Source organism: Lysobacter sp. A378, from assembly GCF_054052125.1.
On record NZ_JBSVRK010000001.1, the window covers coordinates 39,926 to 65,905 of the forward strand.

At 64.5% G+C, this 25,980-nt stretch carries 21 protein-coding genes; 10 read left to right on the forward strand and 11 right to left on the reverse strand.

Features of this window, described 5'->3' with window-relative positions; genetic code table 11:
* The 3 genes from ACW7G1_RS00195 to ACW7G1_RS00205 all read right to left on the reverse strand — a co-directional run bounded on the left by ACW7G1_RS00195 (position 1) and on the right by ACW7G1_RS00205 (position 3,110).
* Positions 1-522: a hypothetical protein gene (locus ACW7G1_RS00195; protein WP_456977760.1), complete on the reverse strand. Its 522-nt coding sequence runs from the start codon at positions 520-522 to the stop codon at positions 1-3.
* 264 nt (positions 523-786) lie between these two features.
* Positions 787-1,620 (reverse strand): S1 family peptidase, encoded by an 834-nt coding sequence (locus tag ACW7G1_RS00200; protein WP_456977761.1) that lies wholly within the window; start codon positions 1,618-1,620, stop codon positions 787-789.
* Between the two features lie 857 nt (positions 1,621-2,477).
* Positions 2,478-3,110: a hypothetical protein gene (locus ACW7G1_RS00205; protein WP_456977762.1), complete on the reverse strand. Its 633-nt coding sequence runs from the start codon at positions 3,108-3,110 to the stop codon at positions 2,478-2,480.
* 245 nt (positions 3,111-3,355) lie between these two features.
* On the opposite strand from ACW7G1_RS00205, the gene ACW7G1_RS00210 reads away from it, so the two are divergent.
* Positions 3,356-3,502: a hypothetical protein gene (locus ACW7G1_RS00210; protein WP_456977763.1), complete on the forward strand. Its 147-nt coding sequence runs from the start codon at positions 3,356-3,358 to the stop codon at positions 3,500-3,502.
* Between the two features lie 32 nt (positions 3,503-3,534).
* Here ACW7G1_RS00210 and oleC read toward each other — a convergent pair whose 3' ends face one another.
* Together oleC and ACW7G1_RS00220 are read right to left on the reverse strand one after the other, a co-directional pair.
* Complete coding sequence (gene oleC / locus ACW7G1_RS00215) at positions 3,535-5,235, reverse strand: olefin beta-lactone synthetase (RefSeq protein ID WP_456977764.1); 1,701 nt, start codon at positions 5,233-5,235, stop codon at positions 3,535-3,537.
* A gap of 27 nt (positions 5,236-5,262) precedes the next feature.
* Complete coding sequence (locus tag ACW7G1_RS00220) at positions 5,263-6,195, reverse strand: alpha/beta fold hydrolase (protein WP_456977765.1); 933 nt, start codon at positions 6,193-6,195, stop codon at positions 5,263-5,265.
* 165 nt (positions 6,196-6,360) lie between these two features.
* On the opposite strand from ACW7G1_RS00220, the gene xth reads away from it, so the two are divergent.
* Positions 6,361-7,149, forward strand: a complete 789-nt coding sequence (gene xth / locus ACW7G1_RS00225; protein ID WP_456977766.1) for an exodeoxyribonuclease III — start codon at positions 6,361-6,363, stop codon at positions 7,147-7,149.
* Between the two features lie 121 nt (positions 7,150-7,270).
* Here xth and ACW7G1_RS00230 read toward each other — a convergent pair whose 3' ends face one another.
* Both ACW7G1_RS00230 and ACW7G1_RS00235 read right to left on the reverse strand, forming a co-directional pair.
* A complete protein-coding gene (locus tag ACW7G1_RS00230; protein WP_456978790.1) occupies positions 7,271-7,540 on the reverse strand; it encodes a GlsB/YeaQ/YmgE family stress response membrane protein in 270 nt (89 codons plus the stop codon).
* Positions 7,541-7,639: 99 nt separating this feature from the next.
* Positions 7,640-8,947 carry an AMP-binding protein gene (locus ACW7G1_RS00235; protein ID WP_456978791.1) on the reverse strand — a complete coding sequence of 436 codons (1,308 nt, stop codon included), beginning with the start codon at positions 8,945-8,947 and terminating at the stop codon, positions 7,640-7,642.
* 287 nt (positions 8,948-9,234) lie between these two features.
* On the opposite strand from ACW7G1_RS00235, the gene ACW7G1_RS00240 reads away from it, so the two are divergent.
* The 8 genes from ACW7G1_RS00240 to ACW7G1_RS00275 all read left to right on the forward strand — a co-directional run bounded on the left by ACW7G1_RS00240 (position 9,235) and on the right by ACW7G1_RS00275 (position 15,929).
* Positions 9,235-9,669: a 4'-phosphopantetheinyl transferase family protein gene (locus ACW7G1_RS00240; RefSeq protein WP_456977767.1), complete on the forward strand. Its 435-nt coding sequence runs from the start codon at positions 9,235-9,237 to the stop codon at positions 9,667-9,669.
* Between the two features lie 38 nt (positions 9,670-9,707).
* Positions 9,708-10,409, forward strand: a complete 702-nt coding sequence (gene rsmG, locus ACW7G1_RS00245) for a 16S rRNA (guanine(527)-N(7))-methyltransferase RsmG (RefSeq protein ID WP_456977768.1) — start codon at positions 9,708-9,710, stop codon at positions 10,407-10,409.
* Between the two features lie 60 nt (positions 10,410-10,469).
* Complete coding sequence (locus tag ACW7G1_RS00250; RefSeq protein ID WP_456977769.1) at positions 10,470-11,297, forward strand: ParA family protein; 828 nt, start codon at positions 10,470-10,472, stop codon at positions 11,295-11,297.
* Positions 11,294-12,271: a ParB/RepB/Spo0J family partition protein gene (locus ACW7G1_RS00255; RefSeq protein WP_456977770.1), complete on the forward strand. Its 978-nt coding sequence runs from the start codon at positions 11,294-11,296 to the stop codon at positions 12,269-12,271. The genes ACW7G1_RS00250 and ACW7G1_RS00255 overlap by 4 nt, the downstream gene beginning before the upstream one ends.
* Positions 12,272-12,375: 104 nt before the next feature.
* Entirely contained in the window at positions 12,376-14,208 is a 1,833-nt protein-coding gene (locus ACW7G1_RS00260) for a DUF885 domain-containing protein (RefSeq protein WP_456977771.1), read from the forward strand.
* Between the two features lie 435 nt (positions 14,209-14,643).
* Entirely contained in the window at positions 14,644-14,880 is a 237-nt protein-coding gene (gene rpmB / locus ACW7G1_RS00265) for a 50S ribosomal protein L28 (protein ID WP_036191474.1), read from the forward strand.
* Between the two features lie 13 nt (positions 14,881-14,893).
* Complete coding sequence (gene rpmG / locus ACW7G1_RS00270; RefSeq protein ID WP_036191471.1) at positions 14,894-15,058, forward strand: 50S ribosomal protein L33; 165 nt, start codon at positions 14,894-14,896, stop codon at positions 15,056-15,058.
* Between the two features lie 196 nt (positions 15,059-15,254).
* On the forward strand, positions 15,255-15,929 hold the full coding sequence (locus tag ACW7G1_RS00275) for an ECF-type sigma factor (RefSeq protein WP_456977773.1): 675 nt from the start codon (positions 15,255-15,257) through the stop codon (positions 15,927-15,929).
* Between the two features lie 15 nt (positions 15,930-15,944).
* Here the strand turns inward: ACW7G1_RS00275 and ACW7G1_RS00280 are convergent, their stop codons facing one another.
* From ACW7G1_RS00280 to ACW7G1_RS00295, 4 genes are all read right to left on the reverse strand, one after another.
* Positions 15,945-16,436 carry a DUF4019 domain-containing protein gene (locus ACW7G1_RS00280; RefSeq protein ID WP_456977774.1) on the reverse strand — a complete coding sequence of 164 codons (492 nt, stop codon included), beginning with the start codon at positions 16,434-16,436 and terminating at the stop codon, positions 15,945-15,947.
* A gap of 39 nt (positions 16,437-16,475) precedes the next feature.
* A complete protein-coding gene (locus tag ACW7G1_RS00285; RefSeq protein WP_456977775.1) occupies positions 16,476-18,065 on the reverse strand; it encodes a methyltransferase regulatory domain-containing protein in 1,590 nt (529 codons plus the stop codon).
* The gene (locus tag ACW7G1_RS00290) at positions 18,062-18,877 is read right to left on the reverse strand and encodes an OmpA family protein (RefSeq protein ID WP_456977776.1); all 816 of its coding nucleotides are present in this window, start codon (positions 18,875-18,877) and stop codon (positions 18,062-18,064) included. The genes ACW7G1_RS00285 and ACW7G1_RS00290 overlap by 4 nt, the downstream gene beginning before the upstream one ends.
* Before the next feature lie 109 nt (positions 18,878-18,986).
* Entirely contained in the window at positions 18,987-25,898 is a 6,912-nt protein-coding gene (locus ACW7G1_RS00295; RefSeq protein WP_456977777.1) for a YadA-like family protein, read from the reverse strand.
* Positions 25,899-25,980: the final 82 nt, after the last annotated feature.

A 25,980-nucleotide genomic window follows, 5' to 3' on the forward strand; every position in this document is an offset into this window, starting at 1 on the left:
CTAGTAGAACGACAGGTCACCATCGATTGGATTATTGCGTTTGACATCTTCATAACTGGCCAGTTCTTTGAAGTAAGGATGGCCATGTGGTTGGTCGATTTTCTGGGCAAACCAAAGTCTCTCGTATGGCTCGCCATTGAAGTCGAAGTGACAGTAGATATGAGGAAATATATAGTACTCATCGCCGTCGAAGTTGATCTCTGCGATCGAGTCATACGGAATGTTCGCCATTAACCATGCGACCGTATCTTTTTCTTCGCCGTTGATGTTGTCCACAAAACGATAGCCGTCTTCCGTTTGCTTCAGGCCACCGACCCGAAGGCAGACCACTATTCCTTTCTCGTAGGTGTCTAATAAGCCAACAAGGAACCAGGGGGAAATTCCCTTTGATCTTTCGTCGGCTTGCGGATAACTATCAACTCGCTTGACATCTCTTATGATCGCGTCTTTCCGGAGGTTTTCCGCTCGACATTTGTAAATTTCTTCTTTAACTGCTTTTCGAAGGCGCTCGCGATGCTTCATCTGCACGTTTGAGCTGCTGAATCGTGAGTTCTTATCTGGCAGGAGGTATCGCCTGTATAGGTCACAGATGAGTGAAAGCACTCCGCAGAGAGCGACGTAGGCCTCCCAATTGCTATCCCGATAAAAAATCCACAACCCAACAAACGCAAGGGTGGCTGCCACACCTAGTATTTCAATTACTTTGAGATTGCGATCATTTAGCACGGCAGCACCTAACGCCTGAGTTAAACCGTGCCGCGAAGCGGCATCGGCCTGAACGAATTGTTAGGCCTTAGCCAGTAGATCCGCTTTGAAGTCATAGATCTTTTGCGCCTTGACCACAAACCCCAAGTTGTTCGGGATTCTTGACATGCTGATGGAAACTTGTTGCAAAGGCACATCTATAGTTTGAACCTCGCCTTCTGCTACATGCTGAGGGCCTGCAAACAGGACTCCTAGCAGCAACACCCTGCCACCGCCAAGCACAATTCCGCCGCTCGCGTCTGAGTAGGCGCCTTGATTGAATATTAGAACAGGGCTCCCGCTAGAACCAGGAAAGCATGCGCAGTCGATTACGAAGATTGGAAGACCGTTGTAGTCATGTTTTGGATTGGTCGCCGTGATTCCACGCCTCACAATCGGCATGTTATTGCGCTGGTCCCAAATGCCATTTGGGTAGCCAATCATAGTGATGTCATCAATGCCGGTAAGGCCGGCGAGAACTTCCTCAGTGGGGATGAGTGATTCATCAAGTGGCGCGAAGAAGAACTTCTTTCCGAGCCTCTCCGCTTCGTTAAGCAAAGGCCCCAACGGAAAGACCGCCAGATCAACGTCCTCATCCGGATGCTTGATCCACAGGCTCTCAAAGTCGTCGAAGCTTACCGGCTCGTGCGACCCAATCTCGGGGTCTCCGCTCTCTCCACGGAGGGTAAGTACGAATGTGCCTGACGTGCTTCCAGAAATCACATGCTTGTTGGTCACAAGCAAGGGGATGATTTTTTGATCATCCACCTTGAACGAAAAGAAGAAAGCCGTTCCGGTGGAACTGCGGCCATCCCCTAGACGGCACTCAAGTCTCACCGTGGTCAGCGCAAGTCGCTCTGCTGAAGATAGCGGCACAGTCTCTCCTAGGGCCTAACGCCAGAGTTAAGCCGACCTGCGTAGTGGAAGCAACGGCGTGGCAAGCTTTTTCTGACACGCCGGAGCTGTAACGAAGCGGGTTCGGCTTGAATGACTTGTTCGGCGGTGCCGCCCGGTCTCTGCACGAAGCTCCCAGAGACCGACCCCACAGCACTGCCGCCAGTCGAAACAGTACCAGATACGAAGCTTTGGATGCCGCCGAAGGACGAGAGTGAATGGCACCAGGAACCCAACGTGAGACAACTTACCGAAGCCGCGCCAACCGGGCGAACCCACCCGACGATGTGTCCGAAGACCGACCCACCGGAGCCGGGCTCATGAAGGCGCGACAACGCAGTGGCCGCCGCAAGCAACCGGAGTCAGCCGGCACGCCGCGGCATTATTCCCGAAGACCGAAGCGATGCAGAACTATCAACAGCAACCGCCTAACTCTCAGTAGGTTGTTCATCCGAGGTGATCCCGAGATTCTGGAGGGGCGATCCAACCAGCACACCAGCAGTCCCGGCCTCTTCTACCCGCAATCCGTGCTTGAGCACCCGTTCAAAATTCAATGCGTCCAAATGCCCCTGTGTAGCCTCTCTCGGTCACACGCGTTTCGGCAACCTCGGCGTTGCAAGGATTCCCAAATCTATTGGTCGGAGTCTCTCAAAACTAGTGTGGTGTCCCACAAATTTTTTGGCTCGTCATTCCCGCGCAGGCGGGGACGACGGATGAAAGTTCCTTGCGGGACACCAGACTAGGTGCTTGTTGTGCTCGGTCAATCGGCGCCAATGAACTCCGGTTTCTACCCCATGGCATGTCGGCTTACAGAAACAACGCGTCATGCATATCTTCTGTCATTGCAACTCGCTCGCATCGATGTCCCACGCGTACGCTTTGGTGTTAGCGATAAGGGATGCACCGAATTTCTCCGCGAAATAGGACACCCCGGGAGTGCCAGCAGCGACATGCGCTTCGACTTCAATGAACCCGTCCAGCAGTTCCCTGGTCCGAGCGTCGATACTTTTCGCAGCTTCGCCGAGCTCATCCTTACTCAGTTCGCCGCGAACCAACGCTTGGGCCACTTTCGAGCTCTCGCGGTACACATCGGCCATCTCCGGCCAATCCGCTGCCTCGGCAACCATCTTGAGCGCGGCGGCTTGGACGGCGCCTAGCTTGAGGGCGTCTGTCAGCGCTTTCCCACTGGTCCCAGGCTGGGCGTTGGCTTCCATGACCATCTGGAAGTTCTTCTCAACCTTTGCACGAACCAGAACGAAGACGGCCTTCTTCTGCTCCGCGCGGAGCATCTTGAGCTTGCTCAGGAAGTCGCCAACCGTTTGGAGCTCATCAACCCCCGTGATCGGTGGTTTGCTTAGCTGGGCCGGGCGACTGGTGGGGCTCCCTTCCGCACACCCGGTAGAGACAGCCGTTGCGCCGATGAGGACAGCAGTAAGTAAAAGGCTCTTGGTCAAAACAACTTTCGGAAACATTGATGCTCCATCCGTACCAATTGGGATCATTATCACCCCGCTGTGCGCGGCGAGGACGGGCTGAAAGAAGGGCTCGCGACAGGTGCTCTTCCACAAAGTATCGACCCCTAGCCGCTCCTTTGAAGGCCCGTTCGCGCCGGAAGCTAGATGTGATCGTTCAGCAGGTTATTCACCCGGGGCGAACCCGGGATTCTGGAGGTGCGACCCAACCAGCACACCAGGAGCCTCGGAAAACCTGCATAAGCATGCCCGTCTTACGCTTCACGGTCGAGGCCCTGCTTGTCGGGGGTTACACCCGTCTCGAAACCTACGAATATCGCGCCTGCGAGCTGCCGCACTGGTTGGGGTACCACGCCAGCCTTGCCTATCGGCCACCCATCAGTCGCATCTAGATCCCGCTGAACAACGTACTGAACTTACATAACTAACGCTTGCCAGCGGCCCACCGCGCCAGGGCAGGTCGCCCAATCTTTGCGTTGTGGCGGATATCGACCGGAAAGCCCGGGTGATGCAGGAATCGGACGATGCCTGCCGTGTGCGGATTGCTGGCCGCCATGGCGCCCAGCTCACGCTCGATCCGGGGCCATTGCTTCGCGTTGACCCCTGGGGCCAGCTCCACGCAGAGCACCGGTTGGCTCGCGCCCGCCTCGCCGATCCCGACCAGCGCGGTGCGCCGTACCTCCGGGTGGGAGTTGAACACCGGCTCGACCTGCTCGGTATACAGCGGTCCGGCCGAGGTCTGCAGCCGATCGGACTTGCGGCCACAGAACCACAACCTGCCGTCGGCATCCAGATAGCCAAGGTCACCCATGCGATGGACGGTGCGCGCCTGCGACTCCTCTCGAATCTTGGCCAACCGGGTCTGCGCGACACGATGGAAGTAGCTATCGGTCGTGGTCGGACCCGTCACGGTGATCTCGCCCACCTCGCCGGTCGGCACGCACAGTGCGTCCGACCATTCGCTGATCGCCTCGTCGGTGATACGGATAATCCGCACCACGTTCGGCGTCACCGGCCGACCGACGCAGGTGCCGGCGCCGGACGCGGTGGCCACGCCGGTCGTCTCCAGCTCACGGCCCTCGATCATCGACACCGGCAAGCACTCGGTCGCGCCGTAAGGGGTCCAGAAACACGCATCCGCGGGCAGCAAGCGTTGCAGCTTGGCAACCAGATGGGCCGGCACCGGCGCACCGGCCGACATCACCCGCTTCAACGTCGGCAACGGTTGGCCATGCCGCGCGAGCACCGCCATCAAGGCCGGTGACCCGAACAACTGGTTGACGCCGAAACGAGTGATCGCATCACACAGCTTGCGCGGGTCTGCGTTGGCCGGCCGGGTCGGGTCCATGTCCGGAATGATCGACGTCACCCCCAACGCGGGGTCGAACAAGGCAAACGGCGGAAAGGTCGCCAGGTTGACGCCGCCGGGCACGATGCCGAACGCATCGCGCAGCATCTCGAGCTGGGCGATGAAATGCCGATGCCGGTAGACCACGCCCTTCGGGATTCCGGTCGAGCCGCTGGTGAACAGGATCGCGGCAACGTCATCGGGAGCCGTCGCGGTCAGTGCCGCGAACGGGGTCGGAGTATCGCCGTTGTCGGAACGACGCGACGGGGCATCACCGCTCCGGGCGAGCGCGTCGGCGCCCTCCTGCTCGACCTCGTCCAGCGTTGCCTCACTCAGCCAGGCGCGCCTGCCGGTGGTGATGGTGACCCGCACCGACCTCGCCCAGCCCAGCAGCTTGCGCCCGACATGCGCCAACGGAACCCCGATGAACGCCTGCGGCTCGGACTCGGCCAGGCACTGTTTCAGCGCGCGCTTGTCGATGCCCGGATCCACCAGCACCGGCACCGCACCGGCCTTGAACAACGCGAACATCAACAGGAAGAATTCCGGCGACGGCCGCACCATGACCACCGTACGGCTGCCGCGCACCACGCCGCGCAGCGCCAAGCCCGCCGCGATGGCATCGCTGCGCACGTCGAGCTCAGCGTAGGTCAGGCTGACGTCATACCGCGCCAGCCCATCCGGCCCACGCGAGCCCGGGCAACGCATCGCGACGCGGTCGGGTTGCTCGGCGGCCAGCCGCGGCAATGCCGCCGCGATGTTGCACGAATCCGTCATGCCCCGATTGTAGGCGTCGCCCGGCAATCAATCCGCCAACGGGTGGGCATCCAGGAACTGGCGTATCGCCGGCACCAGTACCTCGTGCTTGTCCTCCAGCACGTAATGCCCCGCATCCTCGAACGCCTGCACCTGCGCCTGCGGCAGCGCATCGGTGAAGCCCTTCAAAAAGTGTTTGTCGAACACGAAGTCGCGCAACCCCCAACCGATGAACACCGGCCGGTCCCCATACTCCGGCAACCGCCGCCCCGCCTCGGCCACCAGCGGCCACGCCGCATCGCCCTCGCCCAACGGAATGTCCTGCATGAAGCGCAGCGTGCTGATCGCGTTGGCCCACCCGCTGTACGGCGCGATGTAACCACGGCGCACGTCCGCCGGCAGCGACCGTCGTGTCCCCATCCACGCCGCACCGCACGCAAACAGGTTGAACCTGCGGATCAGCCAACCGCCGAGCTTCGAGTCCCGCCCCAGCGACAACCGCCACGGCATCGGTTTGGCCGATGGCAACGGAAACGCAGCGGTGTTCAACACCACCAGTCGCTTGACCTGTGGCATGTGCCGCAACGCCCAGCCAAAGCCGACCATCCCGCCCCAGTCGTGCACCGCCAGCGTGACCGGTCCGGTGATGCCCAGGTGTGTCAGCAGTGCCTCGACATCATCAATCCGCGACTGCAGCGTGTAGTCGTAGCGCGGCGACGCCCCCGGCGCATCGTCGGGCTTGTCCGACAATCCCATGCCGACGTGGTCCGGCACGATGCAGCGGTAGCGGTCCGACAGCCCGGCCACGAGATGCCGCCAGTAGAAGCTCCACGACGGATTGCCGTGCAGCATGACGATCACCTCCGGCGCCGCGCCCCCATCATCACGTGGGCCCTCGTCGAGGTAGCTCATCGCGATGCCGGGGCGGACGTTGAAACGCTGCGGCGTGAAAGGGTAGTCAGGCAGGTGCGTTGGCGTCATTGGAAAGGGAACGGCGACTGGGACCGCCATTGTCGCCTCGCCGCTCGCGCAACGCACGGCAAGCCTTGATGTGACGTCGCGGAAAATCGCATCACGAGTAAGCGTCCGCTAGTAGCAGGCATTGGCGCGGATGATGGAACCGGCCGTGCCGGCTAGACTGGTTGCATGAAAATCGCCAGCTGGAACGTCAATTCGCTCAACGTACGCCTGCCGCACCTGGAGCAATGGCTGGCTGCGGCCCAGCCCGATGTGGTCGGGCTGCAGGAGACCAAGCTCACTGACGACCGCTTCCCCGACACCGCCTTGGCGGCACTTGGCTATCGCAGCGTTTTCAGTGGTCAGAAAACCTACAACGGCGTGGCCATCGTGTCGCGGCAACCGGCGACCGATGTGCAGATCGGCATCCCCGGATTCGACGATGAGCAGAAGCGGGTGATTGCAGCGACCGTCGACGGCGTGCGCATCGTCAACCTGTATGTCGTCAATGGGCAGGACGTGGGCACCGACAAGTACGCCTACAAGCTGCGGTGGCTGGCGGCGGTACAGGCATGGATCGCCGCCGAGTTGCAGGAGCATCCGCAGATGGTGGTGCTGGGCGATTTCAACATCGCGCCGGACGACCGCGACGTGCACGACCCGGCGGTGTGGGACGAGACCCACATTCTGACCTCGACCGCCGAGCGCAACGCGCTGCGAGGGTTGCTGGCGCTCGGCTTGCATGATGCCTACCGGCTCCACCACGACGATGCCGGGGTATTCAGCTGGTGGGACTACCGACAGGCGGGATTCCGCCGCGACCTCGGGTTGCGGATCGACCTGACCCTGGTATCGGATGCGTTGAAGCCGCGATGCGTGGCCGCCGGTGTGGACCGTGAGCCGCGCACGTGGGAGCGGCCGAGTGACCATGCACCGGCGTGGGTGGAAATCACCCCAGCGATGGATGGCGCCGGGTAGTCGGGCGCGAGCCGATTACAAATGGCAAATGCCCGGCGGGTACCGGGCATTTGCCTGTCACTATTACTGCCTGTATCGAACCGTTTATCAAACCGTTTGTTCGGGCATCAGCGCGCGACTATCAGCGCGGACGACCGCGACGGAACAGGTTCACGATCGCCAGCAGGATCACCGCACCCACCAGGGAAATCAGGATGCTCGGGATGCTGATCCCATCACCGATGCTGCCGCCGGCAATACCCAGGACACCGGCCAGCCAGCCACCCAGGAACGCGCCGACGATGCCGACGATGATATTGAGAAAGATCCCCTGTTGACCGTCGGTCTTCATGATCATGCTGGCGATCCAACCGATGATGCCGCCTACAATCAACCAGATAATAATGCCCATCATGTTTGTCTCTCCTGTCCATTCAGAGGTTTAAATGCTCCCCTGCTTGGGGGCGATCCCAGTCTGTATAGGGCGGCGTGACGAAGGTGTCAGCAGGCCTCAGCCGGCAGCCAGCAGTGCCAACACCGCATCGCGTGGCAACTTGCCCGTGTCGTTGCGTGGCAGACCGTCAACACAGCGCAGGCGACGCGGCAGGAACACCGGATCCATCTGTCCGCGCAATGCGAGCAGGATGGTCGCCTCGTCCTGTCCCGGGGCGACCACCAGTGCGGCAATCCGGCGCACGCCGGCATCGTCCGCGGCATCCAACTGCACCATCACCCCATCCACGACTCCGGGTACGGCGAGCAACTTCCGGTTCAAGTCGCCCAACGAGGCGCGCTTGCCGGCGATTTCCAGCAGGTCGGCGTTGCGTCCACGCAGTTGGAAGCAACCTTCCGGATGCAACTCGACCAGGTCAGCCAGCTTTACCGGCTGTGCAAGGTGCGGCGCATGCACCGCCGTACCGTCGGGTTGCGGCTCCAGCCGCACGCCGGGCAACGGCGTCCAGGCGCTTTCCACCGCGGTGCGGCGACGGGCAATCACACAGGTCTCGGTTGAGCCGAACAGTTCGCGCACTTCACAGCCAAAGCGCTTCTCGGCAGCGGCAGCCAACTCAACCGGCAGCGGTGCGGTGGACGACACCACTCCGCACAACCGCGGCAGCTTGATCCCCGAGTCCAGCAGGATGCGCAGGTGCACCGGGCTGGTTACCAGCAAGGGGGGCGTGGCGGCGTCGGCCAGTGCCTGCGCCACGTCACCCGGAAAGAACGGGCGCGCCGAATGCATGGCAACCGGGCCGAGCAGCGGCAGCAGCACGGACATCTCCATTCCGTACATATGTTGCGGCGGCACCGTTGCGACCAGGGGCGTAACGCCATCCCGGTCAAGCAGTCCGGCCAGCGCGGCCAGGTTCTGCGCGGTGCTGGCCTGGAACGAACCCCAACGCTTGGCCGTCGCGGTGGGCTCGCCGGTACTGCCGGAGCTGAAGCCGATCGCGACCAATGCCTGCTCTCTTATCGCCGGCAACGCCCCATCCAGCTGGGGAAGCCTGTCGGGCAGCAGTTGGACGCCGGCCCACAGCGGACCGCAGGTACTGTCGCCAATGCAGTAACTGCCCGGATGCCGCGACTGCGCATGCTCGATCACCACCCGTGCACGCGACGAAGGCAGCAAGGTGGTCTGCCCACGCATCACGGCGGCGCAGAAAGCGACCAGGAAGCGGTAACGGTCCTCGCACAGGTTGATCACGTACGGGGCGGACGGCAAGCTCGCGGCCACGGCGCATACTTCACGCTGGAACGTCGCCAGCGAAATCACGCCATCGGCGTTGAACGCGATCACCCGATCAGGCGCACCGGCAACCATGGCCGACGCATCCGGCGGGATGACTTCATTGGCAGAATTATCGATAACCGCAGACATAGGCCGATCCTGCGGCAACGCCGCTCCCCTTGCATTAGCTTACGCTGACCGACCATGGTCAGATCAACAGCGAGTTCATGTTCCTGTCCGATCCCCCCACACCTCGTTGGACCTGGCTGCCGCTGCCACGGAGACAGGCGGCCGAGCCGGTCGTGCGGAAATGGCTATCGGAACAACTCCACTATCCAGCGGCAGATCTGCGGATCGAACGCACGCCATATGGGCGCCCCATGCTCGGCGCACCGTTCGACCGCTGGGACTGCAACTGGAGCCACAGCGGTGAAGGCCTGTTGGCCGCACTTGCGGAAGGCCGCCGGGTCGGCGCCGACCTGGAGTGGCAACGCCCACGCCCGCGCGCGCAGATGCTGGCCCGGCGCTTCTTCAGCGCGCAGGAGGCTCAATGGCTCGACCACCTGGACCCCACGGTGCGTGAGCACAACTTCGTGCGTTTATGGTGTGCGAAAGAAGCGGTCCTGAAGGCGCACGGGCGCGGTCTGGCATTTGGCCTGGACCGGCTCGCGTTTACGGACACCGCGGCCGGGCTGCAACTGGCCACCTGTGACCCGGCACTGGGACGCCCCTCGCAGTGGGGCCTGCGTGAACTGTCACCCGCCCCTGGCTACACCGCAATGCTTGCCTGGCGTGACCACTGGCCGTCGACGTGACGGCTACCAGCCGTCTAAGGCCGTCATACTCTCCGACGATGATCAGCCCAACCGTCCCTGCCGCAGCGCCCCCCGAGCGCCTCCAATCTCGCCTGCAAGCGGGCCTGGAGGCCCTCGCCCTGGATCGTGGCCTGGCCGTGCCGCTGCTCGATTACCTGGGCCTGCTGGTGCGCTGGAACCAGACCTACAACCTCACAGCCGTGCGCGACCCGCTGGAAATGGTCGACAAACACCTGCTCGACTCGCTGGCGATGCACGCGTATCTGGACGACATCGCCGGTGCGGGCGGGGCATTGGCCGACCTGGGTACCGGTGCCGGCCTGCCGGGCATCCCGTTGGCCATCGCCAAGCCCGGCCTGCGGGTCACGTTGGTGGAGAGCAATGGCAAAAAGTGCCGGTTCATGCGCGAGGTGGTGCGCAAGCTGGGCCTGCGGGACGTGCAAGTGGTCGAATCGCGGATCGAGGCACTGGATCGGCCTGGCGCCTTCGACGCGATTACCGCCCGCGCGCTGGCGACGCTGCCGTTGATCCTCCAGCTCGGCGGCCATCTGCTCAGACCCGACGGCTGCCTGTTGGCAATGAAGGGCGTGTATCCCGCGCAGGAGATCGCCGAATTGCCACCGGGCTGGGCCTTGAGTGCGTCGCATCCGCTGTCGGTCCCGGGCCTGGACGCCGAGCGCCACCTGGTCATCGTGGGACGAAGCCACGCCCTCGGCAGGCAACCGCCGAGGCGGGCATAATCCCCAGTCCGACCGGCGCACCGCGCCGCCTTTGCAACCTTGAGCCAGGGGACGAGCCGCATGGCCCGCATCATCGCCGTCGCCAATCAGAAAGGTGGGGTCGGCAAGACCACCACCGCCGTCAACCTGGCCGCCGCATTGGCGCGCACGCCGCAGAAGGTGTTGTTGGTCGACCTGGACCCGCAGGGCAACGCCACCACCGGTAGCGGAGTAGACAAGCGCGAGCTGGAAACGTCGATCTGCGAGGTGCTGCTGGGCGAGGACACCGCCGCCGCCGCGATCGTGCGCACCCAGGAAGACTTCGACCTGCTGCCGGGCAACATCGACCTGACGGCCGCCGAGCTGCGGCTGATGACCACCGATGCACGCGAACAACAACTGAAGCTGGCACTGGCGCCGATTGCCGACAACTACGACTTCGTCCTGATCGATTGCCCTCCGGCACTGTCCTTGTTGACGCTCAACGCGCTGACCGCCGCCGATTCGGTGATCGTGCCGATGCAGTGCGAGTACTACGCGCTGGAAGGCATCAGCGCGCTGATGGATACCATCGAGGCTATCCGTGGCAACCTCAACCCGCAACTGGAGATCGAGGGCGTGTTGCGGACCATGTTCGATGTGCGCAACAACCTGGCCAACGCGGTCTCGGCCGAGCTGACCACTCATTTCGGCGACCAGGTGTTCCGCACCATCGTCCCACGCAACGTGCGCCTGGCCGAAGCCCCCAGCCATGGCCAGAGCATCGTCGGCTACGACGGTGCGAGCCGTGGCGGGATTGCCTACCTTGGCCTGGCCGGGGAAGTATTGCGCCGCCAGCGCGAGCGCAGCCGGGCGGTCAAACAAGCGCAGCCGGGGATCACGCCACCAACCACGGAGACCGTCGCATGAGTGCCGTAAAGGGCGAGCCCGGCAAGCAAGCCGCCGCACAGGACCCGGCAGCCAAAAGTCCGGCAAGCAAGGCGGCCACGGCAAAGAAGCGGGGGCTGGGTCGCGGGTTGGAGGCGCTGCTTGGCCCGAAGGCCGGCGCGACCGTGCTGGAGGCGGGTATCGGCGATAGCTTGCGCTACCTGCCCGTGGATGCTCTCGCGCCGGGCAAGTACCAGCCGCGCAAGCACTGGGACGAAGACAAGCTGGAGGAGTTGGCGGAGTCGATCCGCGCCCAGGGCGTGATCCAGCCGATTGTCGCGCGCGAAACCCGCGAGCACGGCGGCAAGACCTACGAGATCATCGCCGGCGAGCGCCGCTGGCGCGCCTCGCAACTGGCCGGGCTGGACGAGATCCCGGTAGTCGTGCGCGAAGTGGACGATCGCACCGTGATTGCGATGGCCCTGATCGAGAACATCCAGCGCGAGGACCTCAATCCGCTGGAAGAGGCCTCCGCGCTGCAGCGGCTGATTGACGAGTTCGACCTCACCCACGCCCAGGCCGCCGGCGCCGTGGGGCGTTCGCGCGCATCGGTTTCCAATCTGCTGCGTTTGCTGGAACTGCCGCCGGCGATCCGCGCGCTGGTCGAGACCCGGCAACTGGAGATGGGGCACGCGCGCGCGCTGCTTACTTTGTCGCCAGAGCTTGCCAGCAAGCTCGCCAGCGATGCCGCCGAGCACGGCTGGTCGGTGCGCGAGGTGGAGCATCGCGTCCAGCAGTACGCGTTGGGCAAGGTTCCCGAAGGCAAGCGCGCACGCCCGGCCAAGGCGCGCCCACAGGCCGACATCGTCACCTTGGAGCGTGAGCTGTCGGAGTCGCTCAACACCAAGGTCAATGTCCTGCACGGTCGCGGCGGCAAGGGTCGGCTGGTGATCCACTACAGCGACCTGGATTCACTCGACGGGGTGCTGGAGAAGCTGCGCGGCCGCGGCGAGTAACACCGACGGACCCGACCGGCGCCGTCAGCCCGGTACTTTTGGCCCGTGGGCAGGCATCGGGCGCGAATGCGAAGATCAGGAACCTTCCCGTATCCGTGGCCGCCGTGAACCTACTGCTCCCCGCCCTCCTCGCCGCCCACCTGGCGCTTGCCGCCGTGCCCGCCCACGCCGGACCGGCCGCTGCCGGAGCGACGGCCACCACGCCCGGCGCCGAGCCAGCGGCCGAAGCCTCGGCGGCTGACGCCCGTTTCCAGGCGATCCACGAGCGCGAATGGACCTGGCGGCAGAAGCAATTCGGCAGCGCCGACGAGGACAGTGACGGTGCCAACCAGCACCAGCTTCCATCGGTCGACGCGGCCAGCCAGGCCGCGCGGCTGAAGGTCTGGGAGGAAGTGCTGGCCGAACTCGACACGATCGATCCCGACGCACTGTCGGCGGACAACCGTATCAACCTGGCGGTGTATCGCCCCCAGGTCGAGAACCTCGCCGCTGAGGTCCGGTTCCGCAGCTACGAAATGCCGTTCAACTCGGACTCCTCGTTCTGGTCCAACCTGGGTTTCATGACCCGGCGCCCGATGCATACCGCGGAAGACTACCAGGCCTACATCGACCGCCTGGCCGACGTGCCGCGCTACTTCGACCAGCAGATCGCCAACATGCGGGCCGGGCTGGACCGTGGCTTCAGCGTGCCGCGGATCGTGCTGGACGGGCGCGATGTCTCGATCGCCGCCATCGCCGAACTCGACGACCCGACCCAGTCCAGCTTCTACGAGCCATTGGAGAAGCTCCCCGACACCATCCCTGCCGCCGAGCAAGCCAGGCTGCGCGAAGCCGCGCGCGCTGCGATCGGTGAACAGCTGATCCCCGCCTACGGCCAACTGCTGAGCTTCTTCCGCGAGCAATACGTGCCGCGCGCACGCACCACCCTGGGCGCCTCCGAGTTTCCCGATGGCGAAGCGTTCTATCGCCAGCAGATCCGCAAGTACACGACCCTGGACCTCACCCCCGATGAGATCCACCAGATAGGTCTGGATGAAGTCGCCCGGATCCAGACCCAGATGGATGCAATCATCGAGCAGGTCGGCTTCGAAGGCAGCTTTGCCGAGTTTCTGGAGTTCCTGCGCACCGACCCGCAGTTCTACGCCAAGACCCCACAGGAACTGCTCAATCGCGCCGCCTGGATCGCCAAGCGCATCGACGGCGTCGTCGGCAAATACATTGGCACCCTGCCACGCGGCCGCTTCACCATCATTCCGGTACCGGAAGACATCGCCCCGTTCTGGACCAGCGGTCGCGGTGGCAACGGCACCTACTGGCTCAACACCTACGACCTGCCCTCGCGCGCGCTGTACAACCTGCCGGCCCTGACCCTGCACGAAGCCTCGCCCGGCCACGCCCTGCAGGGCGCACTGGCGGAGGAGCAGACCGACCTGCCCGACTTCCGCCGCAACACCTACATCTCCGCCTTTGGCGAAGGCTGGGGGCTGTATGTGGAAAAACTGGGCGAGGAAATGGGCATCTATCAGACCCCCTACGAACATTTCGGCCGACTGACCTACGAGATGTGGCGCGCGGCGCGACTGGTGATCGACACCGGCGTGCATGCCCAAGGCTGGACCCGCGACCAGGCCCTGGCCTACCTGCGCGACCGCACTGCGCTGAGCGAGCACGAGATCACCACCGAGGTCGACCGCTACATCTCATGGCCCGGCCAGGCACTGAGCTACAAACTGGGCGAACTGGCGATCGTCCGCCTGCGTGGCGAGGCGGAGAAAGAACTGGGCAACCAGTTCGACATCAAGGCCTTCCACGACATGGTGCTGGCGCTGGGCTCGGTTCCGCTACCGGTGCTGGAAACCCAGGTACACGAGTTCATCGAGCAATCCAAGGCCGCAGATTCCACGCAACCCGCAAAGACCGAAGCCACAAGCGCCTGAGCACGCGCCACCCAAAGCGCCGACGCGGCGTCCGGTGTAGGGCCTGCGTATAGCGGACATGGATGTCCGCGGCGGCGAGTCGGCCATGGATGGCCGACCGAGCCGAAGAGCAGGCCCTGCACCGGGCGCCGCTCCCCCCGAAGCCCACGCCCTGCCGTTGCCGTTGCCGTTGCCGTTGCCGTTGCCGTTGCCGTTGCCGTGAATACTTGCCCAGCCACCCCCAAGCCCGCATAATACTTGGCTCGCTGTGTCCTGCTTTCCCAATGGGTAAGCAAGGCGACTCCCGGAAGCGCGATTCCGGGTCGCCCGGTTCCAGCGTCCGTTCCCCGGGACGGCACCCTTCCCGTATCGCATGCCGCCCACCTGAACCGTGGACCCGGCGGGGCCGCCGCCTCCCTGGCCAAGGGAAGCATCAACATCCTTTCGAGGTGCGTAATGTCCCGTGTATGCCAAGTAACCGGCAAGCGAACGACGACCGGCAACAACGTCTCGCACGCCATGAACAAGACCCGTCGCCGCTTCATGCCCAACCTTCACGAGCGCCGCTTCTGGGTCGCCAGTGAAAACCGCTGGGTGAAGCTCCGTGTTTCCGCCAACGCCATGCGCACCATCGACAAGAACGGTATCGACTCCGTTCTGGCCGATCTCCGCGCACGCGGCGAAAAGATCTAAGGAGAATTGAACCATGGCTTCCAAGCGCGACAAAATTCGCCTGATCTCTTCGGCCAACACCGGTCATTTCTATACCACTGACAAGAACAAGAAGAACACGCCGAACAAGATGGAGATCAAGAAGTACGATCCCGTCGTTCGCAAGCACGTGATCTACAAGGAAGGCAAGATCAAGTAAGCCTTCCGGCTTGTCCAAAAAGAAACCCGCCTTCCGGCGGGTTTTTTTTTGCTTACCGGTGGCCAGTGGAAGCGGGGGAAGCCGCGTTCTTCGTGGTCACCTGGGCCGGGGAGCTGTCCATCGCGTAGGATTAAGACTTGGGGGGACCCAACCTGCTCGACCACTGTTGACCCCGTGACAAGGAGCACATGCGGCCATGGTGCACCGCGAGTCGGCAAAGCCGGAGCAAGGCGCCGCAACCCCGACGTCGGAAAGCTTCAACACCAGGACCGGCGGCGACACGCTGGAAACCGTCACCAAGCTTATATCCGAGGCCCAGGACGGGCGCGATGATGCGTGGGACCGTATCTACATGCTGCTCTACAAGGATCTGCACCAGGTCGCACGTTTCCAGATTCGGCAGCAGCAGCGCCGCTTAGTCCATTCCCCCACCTCGCTGATCAGTGAGACGTGGTTGCGGCTGGTCAGTGCCAACTTCGATGTCGGCACCCGCACACACTTGATCTCCCTGATCGCGCGCGCCATGCGCTTCGTCCTGCTGGACCAGGCACGGCGGGCATTGGCCGGGAAGCGCGGCGATGGCATCGAGGTCTGCGCACTGGACGACATTCACGAGCCCGGCGAGAGCTCGCAACTGGAGCAGTTGCTGATACTCGACGAGGCCTTGAACAGCCTTGCATCAGTGGACCCGCGCCTGGCCCGGGTGGTTGAGCTGCGCTATTTCGGCGGATTCAACGACCAGGAAATAGCCGGGGTGATGAACCTGACCGAACGAACCGTCCGCCGCGACTGGCGCAAGGCGCGTGCGTACCTGTTCAGTCACCTGAGCGAGGGCGAGCGCGCGTCGACCGACACACCGGACAGTGTCTGACGAGCGAACCGCCGGTTACTCCAGCACGTAACCGGTAAACCGCCAGATTCCGTCCTCGTCCAGATGCAGTGTCACCCGCTCATGCGCAACCGTGTTAGCAGCAAAAACCGTGGCCATCCCGATGCCGACGTACTGTCCGGGTGGAAGCGGGCCAGAGGCGTCGCCCTGCTGACGATGCAACGATACCCAGTTGCGGCTGACCACCGTGCCAAGCGGCTGCCGCACCTTGGCGATGCCGGCGACGAAAGCCTCGCGCGCGACACTGCTCTTGGTCAACGGGGACGCACCCTCCCACAGATCACCGACCCGGCCGGCATCGATCCATTGCGCAGCCTGCAAACCGGCGTTGATGAAATCATTGGGACTCAGCGCGTTGCGCTGTGCCGCAGGCGCGGTCCCCTCGGCTGATTGTGGTCGTTGCTGCGGTTGCTGCGCCAGAGCGGTGCCTGCCGTCAGCAGCAGCAGCAGCAGCAGCAGCAGGCAGAGCGTGAGCGGGAACTTCTTCATAGGGATATTCCTCCTGTCCGATCCTGATGATGTTGGCCGTCAACCATCGATCGGCAGCAACAGTTTTGTTTGCGGCAAGTAACTCAATAACGCATCCAGATGCTCCTCCATGCATCTGGCTTGCTCGGCCTCGCCGGTCACCGGCCGGCCGTTCATGACGAACTGGATTCGCTTTTTCCGCACCGCATCACCGAGTCGCTTCAACAGTGCCTGACGATCATGACTGCCGTCCAGGAAGGGAGACAGGCATTGGCCCACCGGATCCAGGGCGACCGTTTCATGCCATGCATTGAACGTCCCACCGGCCACGTCGTGCAATGCCGCCGCCTTGCGTGCGTGGATACCGATGCAGGGCTTGTCCCCTGTCGTCCCGCCGACGGCTACCGGCGACAGCCGGTACCGCGCCAGGCCACTTATCACCAGCGACTCCAGCAGGCCGTCCAGTTGGATGCGCACCTGCTCCCGAGGCTCGTCCACGCGGGCTGCCACCGTCGACAGCAGGTCGGGGTAGCTCAATGTCGAGGGCCAGACCCGAGTCAATGCGCCTGCCGCCGCCTTGGCCGCGGGCCCGTCCAAACTGATACTTTGGCCGGGGGACGGCCCGAAGCGCTGTGGCCGGGCATCCATTGACGGCACCTGATCCTGGCAAGGCAGGTTGGCCGCGTAGTGCAGCGCCTGCAGACGCTCGGCCGACAATGCGTAGTTGATCTCCGTCGCCCGTTCGGCAGGCACCAGCAAGGTCTGCCGGAACTGACGGTTGGTGACGAAATCCAGGTACTGCTCCAGCTTTACCTGGCTGTCCCCACACTCTTTCAGCAACGGCCCGGCGATACCCTGGCCATGGTTTGAAACGAACATGCCGGCCGGCTCGGCTTCCGCAAGATAGGACAGGCCATGCCCGGAGGCGCGTTCCACGAAGTCGCCGAAATAGCAGGGCGCATTGCACTCCTCCAGGAACTCGTGCAGCAGATAGTAATCCTGCGAGTTCTTCAGCATTGGCAGGTTTTCTTCCACCACCCGTGCCAGCACGCTGTCCGGATGTGCCATCTGGCCGAGAAACTCGATCATGCCGCGCGCATAGGCCAGCCGGTCGGCCGGCGTGTTGCGTTCGGCACCGCGCAACAACATCGCATCGCGCACGATCTCCTTGCCCTTCCAGCCTGGATAGGTGTTGTAGCTCACATACGCAACGCCATTCGGACTCAGGCGTTGCCCGCACAACTGCAGTATCGCGTTCTGCACATGCGCCGGCACCCAGCTGTAAACGCCATGACAGATGATGTAGTCGAACTCGCCGACATCATCCTCAAGCGTGCTCAGGTCGGCCTGACGGAGCTCCAGGTTCCGCAATCCCAGGCCATCGACAACCCTCTGCCCACAGTCGATCTGCACGTGCGACAAGTCCAGGCCCAGCACTTGGGCGCCCGGATGGCGCGCCGCGAACGGCACCACGTTGCCGCCTGCCGCACAACCGAGCTCCAACACCCGGGCCGTGTCCGGCGCGGGCGTTTGCAATCCGAAAAGGTGCGCGACGGCCGCCACGTGCTCCGGAGTCGACTGGGGAAACGGGCGCGAATCATACGGGGTTTCGTCGTAGCTCCGTTTCACCGATTCAACGGTCGTGGTCATTCCTCGGACATCACGCCATCGGCCACGATCTCGACCCGACGGTTGGGTTGCAGGCACACCACCAGCGCACTGCGTTCCAGGCCGTCATCGCACTCCTTCACCGGCTCGCTCGCACCGCGCCCCTGCGAGGAGACGTCGTGCGACGGCACGCCCTGCTCGACCAGAAAGCTCCGTACCGTGTCGGCGCGGCGTTGCGACAGCAACAGGTTGTCGTCCTCGCGGCCAATCCGGTCAGCGTGGCCGATGACGCGCACCTCACCGGTCTCCGTCGACTCCAGCGTGTCGACGATCGAGACGAGCTGCTCGCGACCGCCCGGCAGTACGTCCTCCAGCGCGTAATGGGCGAACTCGAAAAGTACCTCGTCGGACAACTCGAACCGTTTCTCCACCGCCACGTCCTCATCCGCGACCTTGAGTAGATCGGCGCAGCTCGACGGCGCCCAGTGGAAACTTTGCCCCTGGTACTCCTGGTCGAAGATCACCTTGTACTGGCAAGTAGTGACCTCGTTGCCCCGACGGAAGTGGAACAGGTAATCCCACTCGCGCACGCCGAAGGCGCCTTCGCGAAAATGCGGCTTGCCGACCAGGCCGTACAGCTGATCCTTGGTGACGCCCGGACCGATCTGCCGCAGGTTGTCGATATTGGGGAAGGTGCCGCCTTTGAGCACCACCCGGTCGGCGGAAGGAAAGATCACCTCGCCTGCCTGCCCCTGCGGCGAGATGTCGCGACTGATGTGCCGGGTACAGCCTGCGGCAAGGGCGACCGCGCCCACCATCATCAGGAGGATCATCGATTGGCTTTTGTTGATCATTGTGATTTCGCCTTGAAGGTTTGGTCTCGGTGGAATGCGAACTCAGTCCCGCGGCCGCATCGCCGCGGTGACGGGCAACCTTTCCTGAAGGCCACCCGCCGTCGGGTGCTTACCACTGGATACCGGCGCCGACCGAGAAGCCCCATTCGCGGGTGGTGTTTCCGCTGGCTTGGACCTTGTAGACAAAGCGTCCGTTCTCGGTGATGCCTGAGAGGCCGACAGCCATGCCACCCTCGCCTTGGTAGCCACCCAGGGCCACACCCAACATGTTCTTGCCGGGCAGATACGCCTGGGGTAATCCCGCCATCGCCATCGCCGAGGCGGTAGCGCCCCTGTAGCCGCGTTCCAAGGTCCACACATCGCTCTGGAGCCCGTCGATCCGGCTATCGGTGTAACTGTTGGCCTGGTTGATCGCGTAATCCACGCCGGAGTTGAGCTGATTCACATTCACCGCATCCGTACCTGCTACGCCTGCCGCCACGCCGGAAACCGTACGCCCACCCACATTCACTTCACCAGCCGAGGTGCTGTTGCCCACATACGCAGCGTTGTAGCCGCTTTGCGCGCCCACCGTCGTAGCCGAACCCGCACCCAGTGCCACGCTGTTGCCGTGGGTCGCCTCGGCCCCCGTACCTACCGCGGTGCTGTTGTCTGCGCTGGCCGTGCTCTGGTTGCCCACCGCCACGGCGTTCTCTCCACTGGCCGCCGCACCGGCGCCACCGGCAGACGAGTTGGTGCCCGTCGCGCTTGGCGCCACCGTGCTGGAATCCGCACTGGCCCGGAAAGCTCCAACCCCGCCTTGCTGCAGGGCAGTGACGCTGTCCTCGACGCCAGTGATGCGATCGTCGAACTGGTTGACCGTGGTGCCCAGGTTGGTCACGTCGCCTTCGACATTGTTCACCCGGTCATCCAGATTGGCGACATCGCCCTCGACGGTGGTGACACGGTCGCCCAGTTGATTGACCGAGTCGTTGACGGTGTCGATCTGCGTATCGGTGTACGCGTTGGACTCCGCAACGGCGCTCTCGACACCGGCCTGCAGCTGGCTGACGTTGACCGCATCGGTGTCGGCCGAGCCGGCCGCGACACCGGTGATCTGCCGGCCACCGATGTTCATCTCACCGGTGGAGCTGCTTGCGCCGACGTACGCACCTTCATAGTTCGCCTGCGCGCCCACCAAGGTGGCCGAGCCGGCTCCCAGGGCGACGCTGTTGCCGTGGGACGCCGTTGCCCCGGAGCCCAACGCCAGGCTGCCGTCGCCGTCCGCCGAGGCACCCAGGCCCAGGGCCATGGCCTCGTTGCCTCCAGCCGACGCATCCTTGCCGACCGCGATTGCATCGACACCGGTGGCACCGTCGCTGTTTTCGTTGCCGCCGCCGGTCGAGTTGACGTGGTAGTACTTGGTTTGGGCGCTTGAAACCGCGTCGGCCAGCTGGTCCACGTTCACCGCATCGGTGCCGGCCACGCCGGGCGCCACGTTGCCGATTACCAGTCCGCCCGCGTCGATGCCCGTCGCGGTCACGCTCGGGCCACCGGCAATCACCAGTCCGGTGCTGCCCAGCGCCACATCAGGACCCACCGTCACGCCGGTGTTGCTCAGTACCGTGTCGCCGGTGGTCACGCTGCCGGCCGGGCCCAGGTCGATGGTCTCGTTAAGTGTGATCTCGACTTCACCGGCATCATCCGCGCCGGTTTGCGCCACCGTCAGGTTGCTGTCGCCGGTAAAGGTGACCGTGCCGTTCGGGCCGATGTTCGCCGTGCTGGTGCCGTCGGTGACGTTCCAGCCGGCATTGGTCGTGTCGCTGATCTGCTTGAGCTGGTCCTCGGTGGCCGCCTGCCCCGAGGTGTAGTTGTCCGGGTCGAAGGTCTGGTTGGTCAGGCCGTTGATGGTGCCCGCACCCGCGGTGTTGACACTGACCGCACCGAACACCGGCTGGTCGGTCATCTGGATCTGCAACTCGTTGCCCACCACCTCGGTGCGCAGGTTCGCGCCACTGTAGGTGCCCGGGCTGGTCGCCGCCCCGGTCACCAGCAGCTCCTCACCCAGCAGCCGGTCCACCGTGCCGGCGTTGCCGGTGAAGGTCATCGGTGTCTCGCTCAGTCCGGTGAGCTGGCTGACGTTCACCGCATCGGTGGCGGCCACGCCGGGCGCCACGTCGCCGATCACCAGCCCGCCCGCATCGATGCCGGCGAGGGTCACGCTGGGGCCACCCGCGATGGTCAGGCCGGTCCCGTCGACCACCGTGCCGCCTGCCGTCACGCTGTCCACCGCGATGTCGTCGGCCAGGTCGAAGGTCACGTCGTCGTCGGTGGCGGTCTTGCTCACCACGATGTTGCCGTCACTGTTGCTCAGATCCACCGTCTCGTCCGGCGCCACGTTGGTCGCGTTCGCACCCTGCGCGCTGATATTCCAGCCCGCGCTGGCGGTGTCACTGACCTGGGTCAACGCGTCCTGCACCGTCGTGTAGGTGGTGCCATCCACGTCCAGGCCGGCCGTCACCGCGTGCGTCGCCGGGTCGTAGGCCGAGGTGCCGCCCAGTGAAGCTGCGGTCGTCGTGCCGACCGTGTCCACGTTATCGCCCAGTGCATCGACCGCTTGATCCGTGGCAAACAGCTGGCTGCCGTTGATCGCATCGGTGCTGGTCGCATCCACGCGACCGGCCGCCACGTTGGTGAGTGTGCGGTCCGCGCCCACGCTGCCGACGCTGACCGTGCTGGTCGCCGCCGTGCCCGCGTAGGTGTAGGCCACGTTGTCCACCGTCGCACCGGCGGTGTTGACCACCGCCGCGGTGGTCGAGCCCGAGCCCAGGGCCACGTCGCCCGCCTGCGCTCCGGCCACCGCGCCATTGCCCAGTGCCGTGCCGCTGTCGACCGTCGCGCTGGCATCCACGCCGGCGGCGAGCGCGTTGATCCCGGTCGCGCCATCGTTGTCGTAGTTGCCGCCCTGCACGCCGTTGTCGTTGACGCTGTAGTAATGCGTCTGCACCGCAGTGGTCGCGTCGGTCAGCTGGTCCACGTTCACCCCGTCGGTGCCGGCCACGCCGGGCGCCACGTTGGTGATCACCGCGCCGCCGGCATCGATACCGGTGGTGGTCACGCTGGGGCCACCCGCGATGGTCAGGCCGGTGTTGCCCAGCGCCACGTTCGGGCCCACCGTCACGCCGGCGTTGCTCAGTACCGCCTCGCCGGTGGTCACACTGCCGGCCGGACCCAGATCGATGTTTTCGTTGAGTGTGATCTCCACCGCACCGGCATCGTCCACGCCGGTCTGTGCCACCGCCAGGTTGCTGTCACCGGTAAAGGTGACCGTGCCGTCGGGGCCGATGTTCGCCGCGGTGGTGCCGTCGGTGACGTTCCAGCCGGCATTGGCGGTGTCGCTGAGTTGGGTCAGTGCGTCCTGCACCGTCGTGTGGGTGGTGCCGTCCACGTCCAGGCCGGCCGTTACCGTGTGCGTGGCCGCGTCGTAGGCCGAGGTCCCGCCCAGTGATGCCGCGGTCGTCGTGCCGACCGTGTCCACGTCTACGCCCAGCGCGTCGACCGCCTGATCCGTGGCAAACAGCTGGCTGCCATTGATCGCATCAGTGCTGGTCGCATCCACGCGACCGGCCGCCACGTTGGTGAGTGTGCGCTCGGCGCCCACGCTGCCGACGCTGACCGTGCTGGTCGCCGCCGTGCCCGCGTAGGTGTAGGCCACGTTGTCCACCGTCGCACCGGTGGTGTTGACCACCGCCGCGGTGGTCGAGCCCGAACCCAGCGCCACGTCGCCCGCCTGCGCTCCGGCTACGGCGCCATTGCCCAGCGCCGTGCCGCTGTCCACCGTCGCGCTGGCATCCACACCGGCGGCGAGCGCATTGACGCCGGTTGCGCCGTCGTTGTCGTAGTTGCCGCCCTGCACGCCGTTGTCGTTGACGCTGTAGTAGTGCGTGGCAGTGGCATCGACCGTGTCGGCCAGTGCGCTCAGCTGCGATACGTTTACCGCATCATCATCCGCGGAGCCCGCAGCCACACCGGTGATCTGGCGGCTGCCCACATCCACTGCCGCACGCGTAGCCACCGTCGCCGCGATCGCCGCCGTGCCAGCCGCGTCCGCGCCGGTCGGCACATAACCGGCCACACCGGCCGCCGTGTCCGACACCGACCCCGAACCCAGGGCCACGCCGCCGGCCACGGTCACATCCGCGCCGTTACCGATGACGAGCGCATCGGCCACGTCCACGTTGTTGCCGTTGCCGACAATCCGGCTGCCGGCCGCCCCCACCGCCAGCACGTTGTTGTTGCCGAATGTGCCCGCATCGTCGGCGTCGATGGTGTTGTCGTTGCCCAGCGAGTACGAACCGCTGCCGGTGATCACCGTCGGGTCGCCGATCGCACCGCTGTTGTTGCCGCTGACCTGGTTGCCGGTGCCGATGCTGATGGCGCTGACGCCGCTGGACTGCGCGCCCGTGCCGATGGCCACCGAATTGCCGCCGGTCGCCTGCGCGCCGGTGCCGATGGCGATGTCGCTGATCGCCGTGGCCGAACCGGCCACGCCCGCGACGGCGTTGCGGCCAGCCGCGATACCGCTGTTGGTGAAGGCCGCCGCCGAGGTACCAAGGGCAAGCGAATCGGCGCCAACCGCGCGCGTATTGGTGGTGGTGTCCTGAGCCTGGGAAGTCGCGCTGGACGAACCCAGCGCCACCGAACGATCGCCTGTGGCGTAGGAAGAATCGCCGATCGCCACGCTGCCGCTGCCGATGGCGGTCGCGACCTGGCCGATTGCCAGGCTCTGGGAACCCTGGGCGACGCTCATCCGCCCCAGCGCGGTCGAATAGACGCCCTCGGCGTAGCTCGCAACACCAATGGCGAGCGTCGACCCGCCATGGGCATGCGCGCCCATGCCGATGGCAACGGCAGCCTGCCCGTCCGCATCGGTGTGGGAACCCAGCGCGACACCCGCGCCGGCCGAGGCGGCATTGTCGCCGAGCACGACCGAGCTGAATAGAATGGGATTGGCGCCGCCACTGGTATTGTCGGTGGGGAAGCCGAGTCCATCGGTACGAAGTTGGGCCACCTTCAACTGGGCGCCAGAAAGGGTGGCGTTGTTGCCGATTGCGATGCTGTTGATCGTGCCCGCCGATGCAGCGCTGCCGATGGCAATGGCGTCCGCGAATTGCGATTTGGCCAGACTGCCGATTGCCACGCCACGGGCCCCCGAAGCTGCGCTGCCGGTACCCATCGCCACACTCGATTGCGCGTTCGCCACAGCATTCACGCCAGCGGCAATCGCGTTGATCCCGGTCGCACCGTCGTTGTTGTAGTTGCCGCCCTGCACGCCGTTGTCGTTGACGCTGTAGTAGTGCGTGGCACTGGCATCAACGGTATCGGCCAACGCGCTCAGCTGCGACACGTTTACCGCATCATCATCCGCGGCACCCGCGGCCACGCCCGTGATCTGGCGGCTGCCCACGTCCACTGCCGCACGCGTGGCCACCGTCGCCGCGATCGCCGCCGAACCGGCCGCGTCCGCGCCGGTCGGCACGTAACCGGCCACGCCGGCCGCCGTGTCCGACACCGACCCCGAACCCAGGGCCACACCGCCGGCTACGGTCACATCCGCCCCGTTACCGATGACGAACGCATCGGCCACGGCAACGTTGTTGCCGTTGCCGACAATCCGGCTGCCGTCCGCCGCCGCCGCCAGCACGTTGTTGTTGCCAAACGTGCCCGTCTCGTCGGCGTCGATGGTGTTGTCGTTACCCAGCGAGTACGAACCCGCGCCGGTGATCACCGTCGGGTCGCCAATCGCGCCGCTGTTGTTGCCACTGACCTGGTTGCCGGTGCCGATGCTGATGGAGTTGACACCGCTGGCCTGCGCGCCGGTGCCGATGGCCAGCGCGTTGACGCCTCCGGCGGTGGCGTCCTTGCCCACCGCGGTGGCGCCTTCTGCCGTGGCCTTGGCGACATTGCCAAGCGCCAGACTGCCCACCCCCGTGGCATCGGCTCCGGAACCCACGGCAGTCGCATACTCCGCGCTGGCTGCCGCCTGATAGCCCATGGCAAGTGCCGCAAGACCGGTGGCCTGGGAGATCCGGCCAACCGCCAGACTGTTATCCCCTGTGGCATCGGAACCCGAGCCCAGGGAAATCGCGTATTCGTTGGCTGTTGCCTGATAACCCATGGCAATGGAATTTGTGCCGGGGGCCAGGGTGTTGTTACCAATGGCGACGGCCCGGTCGCCAGCGGCCACCGCGCCATCGCCAAGGGCGACCGACGACACACCTGCGGCGGCGGCGCCCACCCCCAAGGCGGTGGCGCGCTCCGCACTGGCCACGGAGCTCGCGCCGAGGGCGACGGTCCCGAGCCCGCTGGACGCGGCGTTGCCGCCAATGGCAATCGCACTGTTTGCGGTGGCCTGGGCACCCTTGCTGTTGCTGGCGCCGATGGCGATGGAGTACACGCCGGAGGCCGTGGTGGAGTTGAGGACGGACAACGATTCGCCAGCGACATTGGAACTGGAGCCGCCGATAGCCACCGCATTGAGTCCAGACGCGATGACACCATAACCAAGCGCCGTACTGCCCCTGCCCGTCGCCCGGCTCTCCAGACCGACCGCGGTCGCCCACTGCCCCGCCTGACTGTTGAAACCGAAGGCAGCGCCGCCTTTGCCGGTTACCGAGCTCCAAGCACCGTAGACAGTGGCTGCCGTTTGGTCTTTGCCCGTCGCTTCGCAGCCGGCTACGGTGGAAAAAGAGCCAGTACCATCCTCGGGGTCATCCACAGTAGGGTTGGTGGCTATCCTACCAATAGTAGACAAGCCGGCACCCCCTATGCACGTCTCAGTACCATCTTCGAGCGTATTGGCATGCGCTCCCGGCGGCCACCCCTGCAACAGCACGGCCAGTGCCACCGCAAGCGCACCAAGCCTGGGTCCCGAAACGCGTCCCGCTCCTGTGGGCGCGACACTGCCGCCCTTGGCGAGTTCCGAGGCCACCACCAACTGCCCCAGCTTCGCATTCCATACCGTGCTGTAGATCTTGTTCATGTCGTATTCCCCATCCCTTATCGTGGAATCAAGTCGAAGCGCGTACCCCTATACAAGAGGTACTCGCAGTAAGGGGCACATC